Source organism: Staphylococcus delphini (assembly GCF_900636325.1).
In the GTDB taxonomy this organism is placed as follows: Bacteria; Bacillota; Bacilli; order Staphylococcales; family Staphylococcaceae; genus Staphylococcus; species Staphylococcus delphini.
Window position 1 is genome coordinate 1,095,313 of sequence record NZ_LR134263.1, and the last position, 14,061, is coordinate 1,109,373.

At 33.4% G+C, this 14,061-nt stretch carries 13 protein-coding genes; 9 read left to right on the forward strand and 4 right to left on the reverse strand.

Annotation, left to right across the window (positions count from 1 at the left end):
* Positions 1 to 1,250: 1,250 nt before the first annotated feature.
* The 4 genes from EL101_RS05015 to EL101_RS05030 all read right to left on the reverse strand — a co-directional run bounded on the left by EL101_RS05015 (position 1,251) and on the right by EL101_RS05030 (position 4,702).
* On the reverse strand, positions 1,251 to 2,459 hold the full coding sequence (locus tag EL101_RS05015) for a metallophosphoesterase family protein (protein ID WP_096597519.1): 1,209 nt from the start codon (positions 2,457 to 2,459) through the stop codon (positions 1,251 to 1,253).
* Positions 2,460 to 2,461: 2 nt separating this feature from the next.
* Positions 2,462 to 2,647 (reverse strand): YonK family protein, encoded by a 186-nt coding sequence (locus tag EL101_RS05020; protein WP_096597517.1) that lies wholly within the window; start codon positions 2,645 to 2,647, stop codon positions 2,462 to 2,464.
* 20 nt (positions 2,648 to 2,667) lie between these two features.
* On the reverse strand, positions 2,668 to 3,003 hold the full coding sequence (locus tag EL101_RS05025) for an HU family DNA-binding protein (RefSeq protein ID WP_096597515.1): 336 nt from the start codon (positions 3,001 to 3,003) through the stop codon (positions 2,668 to 2,670).
* A 220-nt stretch (positions 3,004 to 3,223) separates the two neighbouring features.
* Positions 3,224 to 4,702: a hypothetical protein gene (locus tag EL101_RS05030; RefSeq protein WP_096597513.1), complete on the reverse strand. Its 1,479-nt coding sequence runs from the start codon at positions 4,700 to 4,702 to the stop codon at positions 3,224 to 3,226.
* Positions 4,703 to 4,838: 136 nt separating this feature from the next.
* Here EL101_RS05030 and EL101_RS05035 point away from each other — a divergent pair, with 136 nt between their 5' ends.
* The 9 genes from EL101_RS05035 to EL101_RS05075 all read left to right on the forward strand — a co-directional run bounded on the left by EL101_RS05035 (position 4,839) and on the right by EL101_RS05075 (position 14,040).
* Positions 4,839 to 7,112, forward strand: a complete 2,274-nt coding sequence (locus EL101_RS05035; RefSeq protein ID WP_096597511.1) for an AAA family ATPase — start codon at positions 4,839 to 4,841, stop codon at positions 7,110 to 7,112.
* 34 nt (positions 7,113 to 7,146) lie between these two features.
* Positions 7,147 to 8,052 carry a hypothetical protein gene (locus EL101_RS05040; protein ID WP_096597509.1) on the forward strand — a complete coding sequence of 302 codons (906 nt, stop codon included), beginning with the start codon at positions 7,147 to 7,149 and terminating at the stop codon, positions 8,050 to 8,052.
* Between the two features lie 968 nt (positions 8,053 to 9,020).
* On the forward strand, positions 9,021 to 9,332 hold the full coding sequence (locus EL101_RS05045; protein WP_096597507.1) for a hypothetical protein: 312 nt from the start codon (positions 9,021 to 9,023) through the stop codon (positions 9,330 to 9,332).
* The gene (locus EL101_RS05050) at positions 9,329 to 9,670 is read left to right on the forward strand and encodes a hypothetical protein (RefSeq protein ID WP_096597505.1); all 342 of its coding nucleotides are present in this window, start codon (positions 9,329 to 9,331) and stop codon (positions 9,668 to 9,670) included. The genes EL101_RS05045 and EL101_RS05050 overlap by 4 nt, the downstream gene beginning before the upstream one ends.
* Positions 9,671 to 12,137: 2,467 nt before the next feature.
* Positions 12,138 to 12,338 carry a hypothetical protein gene (locus tag EL101_RS05055; RefSeq protein ID WP_096597503.1) on the forward strand — a complete coding sequence of 67 codons (201 nt, stop codon included), beginning with the start codon at positions 12,138 to 12,140 and terminating at the stop codon, positions 12,336 to 12,338.
* A 49-nt stretch (positions 12,339 to 12,387) separates the two neighbouring features.
* The gene (locus EL101_RS05060) at positions 12,388 to 12,939 is read left to right on the forward strand and encodes an antirestriction protein ArdA (RefSeq protein ID WP_096597501.1); all 552 of its coding nucleotides are present in this window, start codon (positions 12,388 to 12,390) and stop codon (positions 12,937 to 12,939) included.
* A 14-nt stretch (positions 12,940 to 12,953) separates the two neighbouring features.
* Positions 12,954 to 13,256 carry a hypothetical protein gene (locus EL101_RS05065; protein WP_096597499.1) on the forward strand — a complete coding sequence of 101 codons (303 nt, stop codon included), beginning with the start codon at positions 12,954 to 12,956 and terminating at the stop codon, positions 13,254 to 13,256.
* Between the two features lie 61 nt (positions 13,257 to 13,317).
* Positions 13,318 to 13,644, forward strand: coding sequence for a hypothetical protein (locus EL101_RS05070; RefSeq protein WP_126489874.1), 327 nt, complete (start codon positions 13,318 to 13,320; stop codon positions 13,642 to 13,644).
* A gap of 57 nt (positions 13,645 to 13,701) precedes the next feature.
* Positions 13,702 to 14,040: a hypothetical protein gene (locus EL101_RS05075; protein WP_096597496.1), complete on the forward strand. Its 339-nt coding sequence runs from the start codon at positions 13,702 to 13,704 to the stop codon at positions 14,038 to 14,040.
* The last annotated feature ends 21 nt before the right edge of the window (positions 14,041 to 14,061 follow it).

Below are 14,061 nucleotides of genomic sequence, written 5' to 3' on the forward strand. Positions count from 1 at the left end.
CGTCCAACCAACAAAAAACCGACCTTGTATAAGTCGGTAAAATGAAAGGGGAATTATCATGGAAAGAAAAAGAAACGAGAGCGTTTTTAAACACTCAAAACTGTACCTAAAGAATTAAAATCCCCTAGACACAGTTTTCAATATTTAAAGATGATACTATGAAACCAGTAACTTCAAGTATCATAATGAATGTAAGTTTTTAAACAACTGGAGAGTTCGCTAAATGCGTCCATTAGCAAACTAAGCTATCTCGATACGTCTACCTTAATAGCCAAACGAATTAACTCAGCTCTATAATTCTCATCACAGAACCTACAAACATATAGTTTATTTCCTTGTGTTATCCATTGTTTTGTATTTAGAACGATTATAAGGAAGTGACTATTTTCACAAGTCAAAACTCTTTACAATCGACATAGACAGCTAGTCTTGCTGTGTCTTGACTAAGTGTACTAAACATAAAATTTTATGGATATGTGCCATGATAACCTCGCCATTTAATATTCAGACGAGATGAGCATTAGCTAGATGACTTATCACAACCCTTTGTTCTAGCACTGATTATCGGTTCAACGCTTAAAACCTTTGCGAACCCTAAACCATAAGTAAAGGATAATCAGGTGTTTAGTTGAATTATGGGAACACACCAAGTTATACGGTAAGCATCAACTCCCTGTATGTTATAACTCAGACAACACCTAAACTTGAGTTATACACCAAGCGTCCGATAGAATTTTTCCTCCATACTATCCTTAGGAATCACTTTTTACTCTCTGATGCTTCTTCTGAGTAAAAGCTGACCAACTTATTTTCGCTCTCAAGGAACTACCTAATTTTGAGCTATCCCTGTTTGGAAAAAGTAGGCATGGTTCTCCTATTTTTATTTATAAATGATTTTAGACACAGATGTAAAAGGGTATTTTTACACGGAATTAGTGACAGATTTTAAATCAGATGAGTAAGCAAAACCCTGCACGATTTCTCCTAAAATTAGACACTAACTGGAAGATGTCTCCAGTGAGACCAACAGTCAGATATATAGCTTCTGCCGAGCAACATGTGGTGTCTCTCACATGTCCAACCTAATGTTAAATTACTATCTCAAGCCTGTAACCAGACAGCACTCCCATAGGTATTAATGTTCGATTGAACGGGAGGGTTTTTCGTACGTCAGGCGTTATGTAATACCCCCACATCAGAGCGTATCTGCCTAAAAAGGAGTGGAGGCGTTGTCGTTAATTATGTATAAGTTAGTTAAAGTTAATTAGCTTAACCGAATGATTAATACCACCAAGTTTCGATTTCTCAAATGTAACCATCTTTTGCCCAGCACGACCACCAAATCGTCCTGAGGCACTGTAAGAGTCATGCCCAATTCCGCTTGGATTAACAATAACAGTCGTGATACCAAAATTTTTCTCAAAAGAATGGTGTACATGACCGATAAAAATCCATTGAGGAACATATGATAACATTTGTGCTAATTTATCTGAGCCATTAGCAATCTTGTCTAAATCACCATGTGCAAACACTACACTCTCTCCTAGAACATTAGCTTCCACTAATCCGTCTCTGTCCTCATGAAATGTGATATTCTTATAGTTTGCTAATCTAGCTTGAAGGTGCCAAATTATTAACTTTTCAAAGTTCTCTTCATGACTTCTAACTGCGTCTTTCTGTGGGATTAACCTTCCGTGATTCCCAACAACTGAATAAACTGAAACATCTGTTACAACTTTAGCAACCTCAGATACAAACTCAGTAAGTAACTCACATAAAATCATTAATTGTTGTACAGCATCTTCTGAAGCGGCTACACGGCTTGATATGTGAATATTTCCACCGATACCGTCTCCTAAATGCGCTAAATGTACTTTGTTATGTCCATGTGTCTTAATCTCATTCAGCACTTCTGAAAGATAGTAACGGACTCGCTCTTTCGCAATTTTAACGTTATATTTACCAAAACGACCGTCATACTCTGCGCCAATATGCCAATCTGACATGAGAACAATTAGCTCTTTCTCTTGTCTCTCAGCGGTCGGAAAAGTAGGGGGTGTTGGTATTGCTGGTAAAGCTGAAATATTGCTAAAAATCTCGTCCTTAATGTGTTCAAACCTTCCTGAGAAATCTAATAACTTTCTATATTCTCGTCGTTGGTCTTGCAACATTTTTGTGATAGCACGATTCTTTTCATTCATCTTGAGTTGTTCTTTAGTTAATTCCTCAAGAAATTCATCAGGTAGGGAAGCTGTGTGTTGTTTCTTGAACATTGATTCCCAAACATTCTTGAAGATTTGATATTCTTTTCTGTACTTTGATTCGTCATAATCAGTACCATTTTCGTGGTTCAGGAAATCAGCAATCTGTTGATTACTGAGCCCCAAACTCTCTTTATTTTCGTACAAACGGTACTGATATTCGGCAAATGATTCTCCGTCCTTACGAAACATGTTCATGATTATTCATTCCCGTGAACTTCAGTGTCTTCTTTAATCGAGAATGAAACATATTTATCTTCAAATCGAGCGATAATTTCTGATAACTTGAAAGTCGATTCTGTATCTTTAGTAACTTCTGTGATAGTGTCGTTTTCTAAATCAATAACTGCGTTCTTGAATGAAACTGTATTTGTAAGTTTAGCCATAATTATATATTCTCCTTTTATTATTCAACTGGTTTTAAAGTTTCTTCTTTTAAGCGACGTTTAAGTGGTGCTGAAAACTGTAAATGTACTCGTTTATGTGCTCCAGTTACCCAATCCTTACCGAATAAACTAGAATGTCCTGAACGTTGTGGTACATCAATAACTTTAAATTGTCCAAATGAAAAACCGAAAGAATCATATTCTTTTGAGTCCGCAGCTAAAATAGCTTCCTCAATCGTATTTTCAAAAGCCGTAATAATTTTACTTGTTTGGTCTAAACTTAGTTTTACTCCTAAATCTAAACATTGTTCTTGTAATTCCTTAATAATTAATTTCTTTGATAAGCGTACTCCCATTATAAATCTCTCCTATAACTTTTATTATTTTTTGACTGGCTTAAAAAACTATAAAAACAGAGGTTACTCTGCCAATCAAGGGGTAACCTCCTTGATTATGTATAATAATTTATTTTTATTAAGGTTAATATCAGTGAATCTCAACGATTGTGATACCCCTTCACTATATATTGTCTACAAAAGTAGGTAAAATTGCAATTTTTCACCAAAACTTTTTAAATCATGACTTTTCACATGACTTGCAAACTGACCTTAAGCCTAGGTAACCACTACTATTTTTCATAAAATATCGATTGTCGACGGCTAATTTAACTTCACCACACGAATTGCAAGTTTTATATTTTCCTTTGCGTCGATGAATCCAAATCCAATCTTCTAATTGCTTTTCATGTGTCTCAACTAATATTTTTGGTAATTGCTTATTGATAATTCTTGACAATTGGTATTTTTCATATTCTAACTTGTAATCTTCTCTTAATGCTTCTTGTATTTCTTCTAATTTGGTAACACCTGAATTCAACATCAAGTCGACAATATGAGCTTCTTCTTTACTCCACGATGTTTTCTCTGCCAAATCTTCAAAAGTTCTAAGTAACGCCCACATGTTTGTATTAACTTTTGGCTTATACTTTTCGTATAGTTCTGAGTAATTATATAGGAGCACAGAGTAAACTTCTGCGTCTCTGAGGCTCAAACAATTCCAAGCATCATCTGGAATTACTTCATCAATTGAGATACTAGGTTGAAAGTGGATTACTTTTCTTAAAACCTTTAGTGCATCTCGCATTTCACCTTTCAAATTTGAAATAACTTTTGCTCTGTTTGGAGAAAAAGGCTTATCTTCAAGTTGCTGAATTTCAGCTATGTATTGCTTCATTGTAGAATAAGCAAGCTCTTTATAATTAACAGGTTCTTTATCATAAAACGGAATTTCGTTTGGTTTACTAGGTGAAAAACGTTCCCAAAACGCTTCCATACTCTCATCAAACTTGCCTTTCTCCATTTGTCTGTCAACCCTTGTGTAATTAACTACGTAATCTGGTTTAACAACCTGTGATTCATCGTCTTCAGTATTTAACACTAAATATTGTGGAGGTAAACTTTTTAAACGCTTAACTTTCATATACGGTGTATCTTTCTTTTTGTGTTTAGCATCAAATAATTTATTTTTATTCTTTTCAGTTTTCTTTTTACTTTCTAGTTGCGCAATTTCTTTCTTTAACTTAATATGCTCCTCTTCTTGCTCTTTATTATCAAACTTGCTAAATAAGATGTAGTCAGCAATCTTGTCAAGGGTTTTCGTGAATCCATTCTCCTCTGACAGCGGGGTAGTTGTTTTCTTGATTTGTTGAGAGATAAATTTATGGTCACTAACAATCTCAACCATCATGCTTTCATCAATTCCTCTAGCGATTGCTTCTGTGCGTTCCTCACCATATCTCAAAGCGTAATTACAACAATTCATAAATTGTCTCCATACTTGTCTTCTCTTATTATCACGCTCAATTTTCCATGGAATTAAAACAACTGGTTCTGATTTCTTCTTCTCGAAGCTAAGCCAACAGTCCCAACCTAAACGTTTAATCTTAATATCCTTAGTAGACATCATATATTCATTTTTTTCTAATTTCTTTAAATCCTCGCATTTATATCCTAGCTCTTCAGCTAAACTTTCAATATTTTCTAAACTAATAATCATCTTTCATTTTCTCCTTGTTATGTAATTTCTTTTTCTTGACTTGATTATAAAATAATTTATTTCTATTGTCAACACATTTCTTTGGTGTTATAATTTATTTCTGTAAGGCAAATAAAAATGAAATGAGGAAGATTACATGAAAAAAACTTTTAGAGAGTTTGAAGAAGAATTAACAGTAACTAAGGAGCTGTTTTACAATGAGGGGAGCATGTATGGTGCATATGGTTTTAAATTCGCTGATGAGATTAATCCAGAAGTAAAATTGCATTCTACATATAAGAATTTTACAATCGTTGGAAATACACCGGCGTTAATTGAAGGTAATTCATATAAGGTGAGATTTATTGAAGGCTTTGATGAAAGAAGAAATGTTGACGTTTACAATTTTGTCGAAGTAAAGTCTGATGGTTTGAAAGACAGAAAGTCTCAAGAAGAATTCTTATATCAAATCTTAACTGAAAAGCAAGCGAGAGATATTTTATCATCTTTTCCAAACGAGAACATTATTGAGGATATTATTAATAAGAAAATCAACTTAACTACGGTTCATGGCATTCAAGAAGCAACCGCAGCAAAGATAATCGCAAAACTATTGAACTACAATGAATATAGCAAAGCGATTGTAGCGCTTTCTCCTTTAGGTGCCGGCATTAAAAGTGTCATCAAATTATCGGAACACTTTGGTAGTCCAGAGAAAGTCGTGCAGATTGTTAAAAACGACGTCTATAAATTAACTGAGGTATCTGGTTTTGGGTTCAAAACTGTAGACCAATATGCTTTAAAACAAGGTGTATCTCCTAAAGATAAACGACGTATTGTGGCAGGTGCATTGTACGTTATTGAGCAAATCGTTGGTTACGGAGACACAAAAATTCCAATCGATAAGTTTGAAAAAGATTTATGTGACATTTTGGGTATTGATGAGGTCGATGATAAAGTATTTGAAGAGATTATTAACCACAATGCTATTTACTATAACGAAGGATTTATTACTTTACATACATACAGAAATGAAGAAAAGCAAATTGTTGGTCACTTAAGAAGATTACGAGACGGTTTTATCCCTAATAATATTGATGAAACGATTGTAGAAAAGTTAGAAGAGGAACAAGGTTTTAAGTTCAACAAAGAACAACGAGAAGGAATTGAGAAAGCTATAACAAATGGGATTTTTGTCCTAGACGGTAAAGCGGGTTCGGGGAAAACAAGTTTACTAAGAGCCGCTGTTGAAAGTATCGAAAATAACCACGCTGCATGTAGCTTATCAGGTAAAGCGGCTAATGTACTTTCTATGAACGGATTAAATGCTAGTACAATTCACAGATTGCTAAAATTCGAACCTACAACTGGTGGCTTTTTTCATAATGAACTCAACCCGTTACCATCAGCTGTCTACATTTTAGATGAGGCATCTATGGTTAATAACAAACTATTTTTAGATTTAATCAGTGCAATTCCATCAGGTTCGCCACTCATTATTGTCGGTGATAGTGGACAATTACCAGCAATTGGACACGGTGCAGTATTTGATTATTTATTAAGTTCTACTGAGTTTGCTCACGTAACATTGAAAGAAGTTCATAGACAAGCGCAAGATTCAGGTACTTTGAGTGCTGCCAACATGGTTCGTGAAGGAAAACAAATTATTAAATATAACGAAAGTGGTAGAAAAATCTCGGGAGCTAGTAATGATTTCTATGAGAATTATTATCGAGATAAGTCTTTAATCTTGAATGACGTACTTCAAACAGCACAACGCTATGCTGATAATCCGGAAATGAGAAATGAAGATTTTCAAGTAATTGTCGGATTGAAAGAAAAGGGTGACTATTCAGTCCTAAATATGAATAAGCATTTACAAGAAATTTTTAACCCAGCTTCTAGTGGAAAAGAAGAGATTAAAGGTTTAAAGCATACGTTTAGAAAAGGTGACAGAGTTATTCAACAAGGTAACAACTATGGTGTAACAATTATGAGTCAATCTAATTTTGTAATGTATAGTAACAAGTTTATTGATAGAGAAGAAGCTGAACACGCTTCTGCTGCTGTGTTTAACGGCACATTTGGCACGATTTTAGAATGTGTAGAAGGCGTGGGTATGTTGATTAAGTTTGAAGGAATTGACGAGCCAGTGTTCTACGCTAAGAATGAAAATGATAATGAAATCGGTGTATTAGATTTAGGTTACGCTATTAGTGTGCATCGTTCTCAAGGGTCAGGTTTTAAAACACTGCTAGTCATTGTAACGTTTAACGAATTTGCATTATTGAGTAGACAATTTTTGTATACTGCTTTAACTCGAACAATTGATAAATGTTTATTGTTTGCTGAATCAGGAGCAATTGTACAAGCAATTAAGACAGACAAAGGTAAAAGCAGAAAATGTTTTATGGGTGAATTTTTGAAATAAGGAAATAAATTAAAATATAATAAGAGGGAGAAAAATGGAGAAAAGAGTAAAGAAAAACAATAATTGGAGATTTTTATTAAGCAACGAGGAAATTGAGAGAATGAGAAAGGGGGTGTTCAGGGAAAGTAATTCCCATTTCAAGATAGTGATTCCTAAAGAGTTTATGACATATTTGGAAGGTTTGGACACTACAAATGCTATTAAAGCCAAATCCCTTTTGTTGTATGCAGGTATTATACTTGTGTACAAAGAAGCGAACTACACTTATAGAAGACACCACATAAATTTGGAAATTATTTGTCAATTCTTAGGATTAAAGTACAATGAGAAATTAAGAAAACTGTTCACAAAATCTAGTTATTTGGTTGAGAACCAATTTATCGGCACTCAATATGATTTCCCTGTTGAATATAGTGTGTCGTACGTTGAGGATAAAGAGAAACGGAATTATTTTGGTAAATACACTATGTTTAAATCATTAAGTAAGGACGAAAAAGAAAAAATGATAGATGCAAATCGATTAACTTTACCAGTTAGGTCTATTGAACCAATTAGACACACTAAAGGCGTTTCTCGAAAGAAAGGTCAAGAAATGGAATTAGTGAAACCACCAATTGATGTTCAAGGTGATAAATACATAACAATCACATACAAATCATTATTTGATACCGTAAAAGGTAATTTGTCGGTGCAAAGTTTGTATCTCGCTTGTGTTGTAAAGGATATGCTTGCTAACAAAATTACTACTAGCTATTCACGATTTAAAGTGAATAAGAACTCTCTTGCTAAAAAGGTTGGAGCAAGTTTAGGAACTTTTAAAAAGCAACACAGAGAGCTAAAGAATTATACTAATCAAAATTACAGACTTGAGCAATTTACAACCAAAAGAAACGGCGAGTTTGTCAGCGAAGTATTTTTATTTTTTGACTCTGAATTTTAATCATGTGGGTGCGAATTTTTTTACCCCTCATAAGAGAATATAGGACAAGCTAAAACTGATGAGCGTAAGCAAAAATATATTCTTAATAACTTAAAAGGGTCAAAAAAGTGGTGCCCCAAGCGGTATTTTTAAAAATTTCACAATCAGCTCAAACCCTTGGGAGAGTAAGGGTGAGAGCTCTTCGAGACAAAAAATACGTCAAATTTGGCGCCGATTTTCAAATTTTAGAGCTGTGTGGGATTGATTGAAAAAACCTTTCAGTAAAGCCTAACGTCACTAACGTTCCGCAGGGCTTTCCTTTGCTTCCCATTTTGCTAAAGCAAAAGGAAAGCGTCTATGAATCTAACGTTTAGATTTATAATTCGCATAACCACAGGGACTAATAAATTATCAGAAAGCCCGATTTAATGGGCATCAGAGGCATCGCTTACGAGGAGCGTTATTTTACGGGCTAGAATACGAAGTAAGTATTTTTGGATATAAACTACCTAAAAGTGTTTGAAACGCTCTCAGCGGGCTAATAGCCTATCAGAAATGGACGATAGTAATTTGGATTGCCACATGGGTGATTTTTGAATGAGCAAAATGATTGATTTTAATCTCAAATCTCAAATTCATCATTTTTCAAAACTAATGCGTTATAAGCCACGTAGACAAACGATAGCACTTTTTGGATAGTTAGTACCAAAAATCAATTAACGCTTGCTGAGCGATTAAATAGCAAACTCAGAATGGACGATAGAATTTGAGGAAGATTTTTTTGTTCATAAGAAATAAATTATTGAACTTGATAAAGAAATGGTGTAAAATAAATCTTGTCATATTATTCAAGTTGTATACACAGCAAAACTTAAATAAGCAAAGCCATTGGGAAATAACTTGTATTGATTATAATGTATAAATAGCTAACAGTTTATTTCAAAGGGTAAGCGATACTTTAAAAAAATAAATTAAAAGGTGAAGAAGAAATGAAAAATAATGAGATAACTTTAGAAATTGAATTACCTTATGATTTTAGGATTATTAGACGTGGTGATTCAGATAACTTAGAATTAGAATCCTTAGAGTATGATTTTGACATCAAGGAAAGAAAAAAGAAAACTACTAAGAGTTGGAAATTTAGAGGGTTCTATGCATCTATTCAAGCTGCTACAAGAGGATATATCAAAGAATGTCCTAAGAGAAGAATGAAAGGTAAAGTTAGTTTGAATGATGTAGTTTCAATGCTTAAAGAAGTTGAAAGAATTGCAGATAAAGTGTCTTGGAGCAATATGCGATGATTAATGAGTTTAAAGATGTAATGGCAACTTTGAATTCATTGATAGGTCTAACAGTAACTAAGAATAATACTGAAAGAATGCTAAGCGTTGAGCTAAAGAATGTGATTAATCGTGAAGGAAACTTAGAGTTAGAATTTCAATACTATCTGTGTGAGCAGCAAGACGATTCTGTAAGATTCCTTAGAGTAATTAAGACGTTGTTAAGTCATCAATACATAAACAATTATCTTGAAGAAATGAATAAAGGGTATCCAATCCGTAAAGATTTCTTGAAAGATGACCTAGTTGATTTGCTAAAGAAAATAATGAATAAGAGATTACGTAACTTAAAAGCGTAATATTGATTAAAGAGACTGATTAATTTCAGTCTCTTTTTATTTGTTTTTAGACATATTCTGACATTTTTAGTTAGTTTTCTAAGAGAAAGTAGTGAAAATTGGAGTAAATTGATTGGGGTGAAACAATATTGAGATTGAATAAGAGATTAATTGGAAGCTAAAAAGTGAATGACTGTGGAAGAATATTAGGTTTCTTGTAAGAAATATCTTATAACAAATTTGATTTAGGATTTAACCAAATCAATATTAGCCAATATTTTCAACAAATTAATTATAAATAAATTATAGCTTAGATTACAGGAAACTGACATGCTAAAAATAGGTTCTAAAAGTGAGAGGAATGAACGTGATAAAAGATTATAGAACAACTTAGTTGTCAATTAATGATTGAGGAGTTGACTGAAATTTAAAATAAAAAACTGGAAATAAAAAAAGTTGGTCGAGTGAGATATTTGGAGTTGATGTTTAATTTAATCAAGCGTATAGAAATATATCACACATAACTCATGTGGTTAAAAATGAAACTGATAGGATTTTTAGTTTTGATGAATGCTGAAAGGGTGTTATTTGAGGATAAAATGTCGTTGATTGATATATGATTCATTGAGTTGTAGGTGGGAGGTAAAAAAATTTGGTGCGTGGAGTAATGGAGTGTGAGATGAATGGTAAGAGTGCATATGTAATTGTGTAAGGTAGGTACAAGAAGGGAGAATAGGGAGTAATGTGGTGAGTTAGGTGGGAAAACTGAGTGGTAAAATTGTGACGAAAATGTGGCAGAAAAAATTGTGTAATTTGTGAGAAATGGAAAAGGTGAGAAAAATGGGGAAAAATTTGATATGTAATTTAGTCAATGGTGAGGTGATTTTTGGACAGTACACCGATGTAATTTTACATCAAACGGGTCGTAATCCTAAACCACCCCCCCGGACAAAAACCCGAGCAAAAACGGCGTTCAGATAATAAACGTTATATGACCAGCCCCAAATTTGCCCCCTAAAATTGAGGTTGCTGGGGCTTTCACGTGTTGAGAAAGAAAGTAGAAAATAGGACATGTGGAAGATGCTTTATAACTTCCAGTAGAAGCACATGGATAATTTTACACAAGGTGAATCATTGAATTAAATTATGATTTAAAATTTAATCAATTTTTTTAAAAAATTTTGGTACCCATAACAGTGGAAAATGTGTCTACACCCAACAAACAAATGTATCCATCATTCCACCTCACACACACATTATTTTCCTCACCCAGTTCCATACTCCCCAACAACTCCATACTCTTATTTCCCATACGTCCCAGCTCATCACACACAGCTCAATCCACCCAACAGCTACCCAGCACAAACAACTCATCACTCGCTCAACAACACTACCCCAACATCACTCCATTTCCACACACTCATATCACAATTTCAATAAATACAAATCAAAACATAATAACTCAAATAATATAATTATAAATAATATAATCCATAATAATAAACAATTATATCCACAACTCAATATATACTTAAACCATTCACCTAACTATACTTAATACACGTCTACACTAATCACCCACATCAACTTAATATCCAGTCACTTATAATCTAACTACACACTCAATATCAATCATTATTTATTATACTATCATTTAATTATCGTTATATATCTAATCTCACTCTATACTCATTCACACATCACACTCATTATCATATACAACTCAATATCAATTATTATTAACTATCATCTTATATTCATTAACACTTCATTCTTATCACACCTACATACATTAACATATCAATCAATTATTAATCATATCCATTCGTCACGCATTCTTATATTAATACTGCCAGATAAATAATAAACCTAATATCAATCTAAACATATATCCTGCACTCATTAATTGATTATCAATTCAATTACATCAATTAAATAAATTAACATCTACATCTAATCAAATAACTATACAATAACTACCCATCATAAATAGCGGGCTATCTTATACAATAATCCTGCAAGACTTAGCCAACCAACACAGTTACTTATTACACTAATAATCATTCATACACCTTACCACATTTCACGCAATTTGTCAAATCGTCATACAACTTTATATTCAACGTTTAACGCATTCTTAAGCGTCCAGATATTACGTATCCTATTTGTCTTATCATGCAATAGGGCACTTATATGGGCTTATATGAGTGTATGCGCATATACATATTTATACAATGTATATGCATAATAATTCATCATATTCTTAGTGACTCAGTCGCTTGATTGTGGTACAATTAAAAGGTAAATAAGTGAACAAACATTACTATTTATGCAATATTACAATTATACATCACTGTTACATATTAGATGTAAATACACACCGATAGTGTAAAAGTTTACGTTAAAGTTCTTGATATATTAAGTTTACGTGTGTATAATATAGATATAAGGTTAAGAAATAAATTATAAATAAAAGAGAGGTTTCATAATGACAACATTTAAAATAATCGAAGTCGAAGAGACAAACCAAAACGCAGACCCTACTAAAGCGAATAACGGGGGAGGTTACTCACACCCTCGCATTACATTTGAATACAAAGGAATTCAAGGCGTGTATGGCGCTCTATTATGTAGCTTTACTTTAGGCGTCCTAGTAAGTCAAAAAGACTTATTAAAAAAATTGTTTTAGTAACTTGGCGATTAGGAATAAATTATTTAACTAAAGGTAGGTAATTAAAATGGAAAACAAACAAAATGAAAACAAAATTCAGTTTAATCTTTTTATCAGCGATTTAACTGAATACAATGCTGGTAATCTTGTTGGTAAATGGTTCGATGCACTTACTGAATTCGATGCAATGAGCACATATATCAACACTATTGCTGGTAAAGGTAATGAATGGTTTATTTCAGATTCTGAAAGTGACTTGCTTGAAGTAAGTGAGTTTCATTCAATTGATGACATTGGGGAAATGGTAAAAGTCATCAAAAAAGCGACATTCGACAGTTTTGTCGCAACTAAAATAAAAGGAGAGTACGAAAACGCCGACATCATCAAATGTGTTGAAAACAACCGTGTTTTAATTTTAGACTGTGATGTGTCAGCCTTTGAAGCGCTCGGCTATTACGAAGTGGAAACGTCTTATTTTGAAGAAATAAGACTAGATAATGAATTCATCTCATCTTATTTCGATTTTGAATCGTTAGGGCGTGACTTGCTTTGGAGTGGCGAATATACGCATATCGGGCGTGATGATGAACATAATCACATTTTCATTATAAACTTTTAAAGGAGACGACCACAATGCTAAAAACACTTATAACAGCAAGCACCTTATTACTTTCGCCAAACTCACAAGCGTCACAAACAGACTTTGACAGTCTCGACGCAAGCACGGAAAGACAGATTGAACAAACACAAAAAACATCAACATCATACGCAATCGCTGAGGACGCTCAAAGGTTAAGAGTGTTCAAGCATGCGGAAGATTCAAAAATGTTGAACAAAAATCAGCAATATACAATTTACAGTAACAACCTTGTCAAAGGCGCTGTGTACAAAATCACTTACAAAGGTGATTACGTTAAATCAATTGAAGTAAACTAAAAAAGTTAAAAAATAAAATAATATAAAAATGGGGGAACATAAGATGTTATATGAGTATGAAATGAAAACATTTAAAAACGCTGAGGAGCTAAAAACAAAATACCCAAAAATTTATAATGAATTACTAGCTGAAAAAGGGGGTGGAGAATGGGAAAACGAAGAATTATTCTTATTCCCGACCGCAACAGATTTTGCACAATATGAGGTTTTCGAAGGCTGGTATGGTCTCGGTTATTTTGCAAATGAAATCAGTGGGGGCAATGCGCCCGATTTGTTCGAATATATTGATTATGAAGAGTTAACGCCCGACTTAATAAATTCATGGGACGACAGCATTTTCCACAAAACAAAAGATAATCAAATTGTTAGAACTGGTTTCGGCTGGTAAATCGACATATAACGCAATAACAAAAAAATCACTGTGAAAACGAGGAGAAAAATAAAAATGAAATTTAACGTAAGAGTTATAATGAAGCAATTCACAAAATTTAATGAAAAATTACAAGACTGGAGCGGGGACGTAATTACTACCGGCGGTTTTAACCTCGGTGAATCAAAAAGCAATAATTTTTATGATGTTCTTGAGGTCCTGCAAGATTACTATGATGTTGAAGAAAACGACATTGATATTGATACGTCATCCGATGGACAAATAACATATTTAACATTTTCTATCGTTGAAGATGCGAACGGGCTACCCGTACCCGAAACAGACGGTGAGTATTTAACAGACTATTTTGTTGTTGTTGAAAAAACTGAGATTGTGCCATTTGTTAAAAATTAAAAAATTATAAAATTAGGAGTG

Coding starts and splice junctions, on each gene's coding strand:
- EL101_RS05015 (WP_096597519.1), bottom strand. CDS start 2,459: ATGAACATGTTTCGTAAGGACGGAGAATCATTTGCCGAATATCAGTAC.
- EL101_RS05030 (WP_096597513.1), bottom strand. CDS start 4,702: ATGATTATTAGTTTAGAAAATATTGAAAGTTTAGCTGAAGAGCTAGGA.
- EL101_RS05070 (WP_126489874.1), top strand. CDS start 13,318: ATGAAAACATTTAAAAACGCTGAGGAGCTAAAAACAAAATACCCAAAA.
- EL101_RS05035 (WP_096597511.1), top strand. CDS start 4,839: ATGAAAAAAACTTTTAGAGAGTTTGAAGAAGAATTAACAGTAACTAAG.
- EL101_RS05045 (WP_096597507.1), top strand. CDS start 9,021: ATGAAAAATAATGAGATAACTTTAGAAATTGAATTACCTTATGATTTT.
- EL101_RS05060 (WP_096597501.1), top strand. CDS start 12,388: ATGGAAAACAAACAAAATGAAAACAAAATTCAGTTTAATCTTTTTATC.
- EL101_RS05065 (WP_096597499.1), top strand. CDS start 12,954: ATGCTAAAAACACTTATAACAGCAAGCACCTTATTACTTTCGCCAAAC.
- EL101_RS05050 (WP_096597505.1), top strand. CDS start 9,329: ATGATTAATGAGTTTAAAGATGTAATGGCAACTTTGAATTCATTGATA.
- EL101_RS05075 (WP_096597496.1), top strand. CDS start 13,702: ATGAAATTTAACGTAAGAGTTATAATGAAGCAATTCACAAAATTTAAT.
- EL101_RS05025 (WP_096597515.1), bottom strand. CDS start 3,003: ATGGGAGTACGCTTATCAAAGAAATTAATTATTAAGGAATTACAAGAA.
- EL101_RS05040 (WP_096597509.1), top strand. CDS start 7,147: ATGGAGAAAAGAGTAAAGAAAAACAATAATTGGAGATTTTTATTAAGC.
- EL101_RS05020 (WP_096597517.1), bottom strand. CDS start 2,647: ATGGCTAAACTTACAAATACAGTTTCATTCAAGAACGCAGTTATTGAT.
- EL101_RS05055 (WP_096597503.1), top strand. CDS start 12,138: ATGACAACATTTAAAATAATCGAAGTCGAAGAGACAAACCAAAACGCA.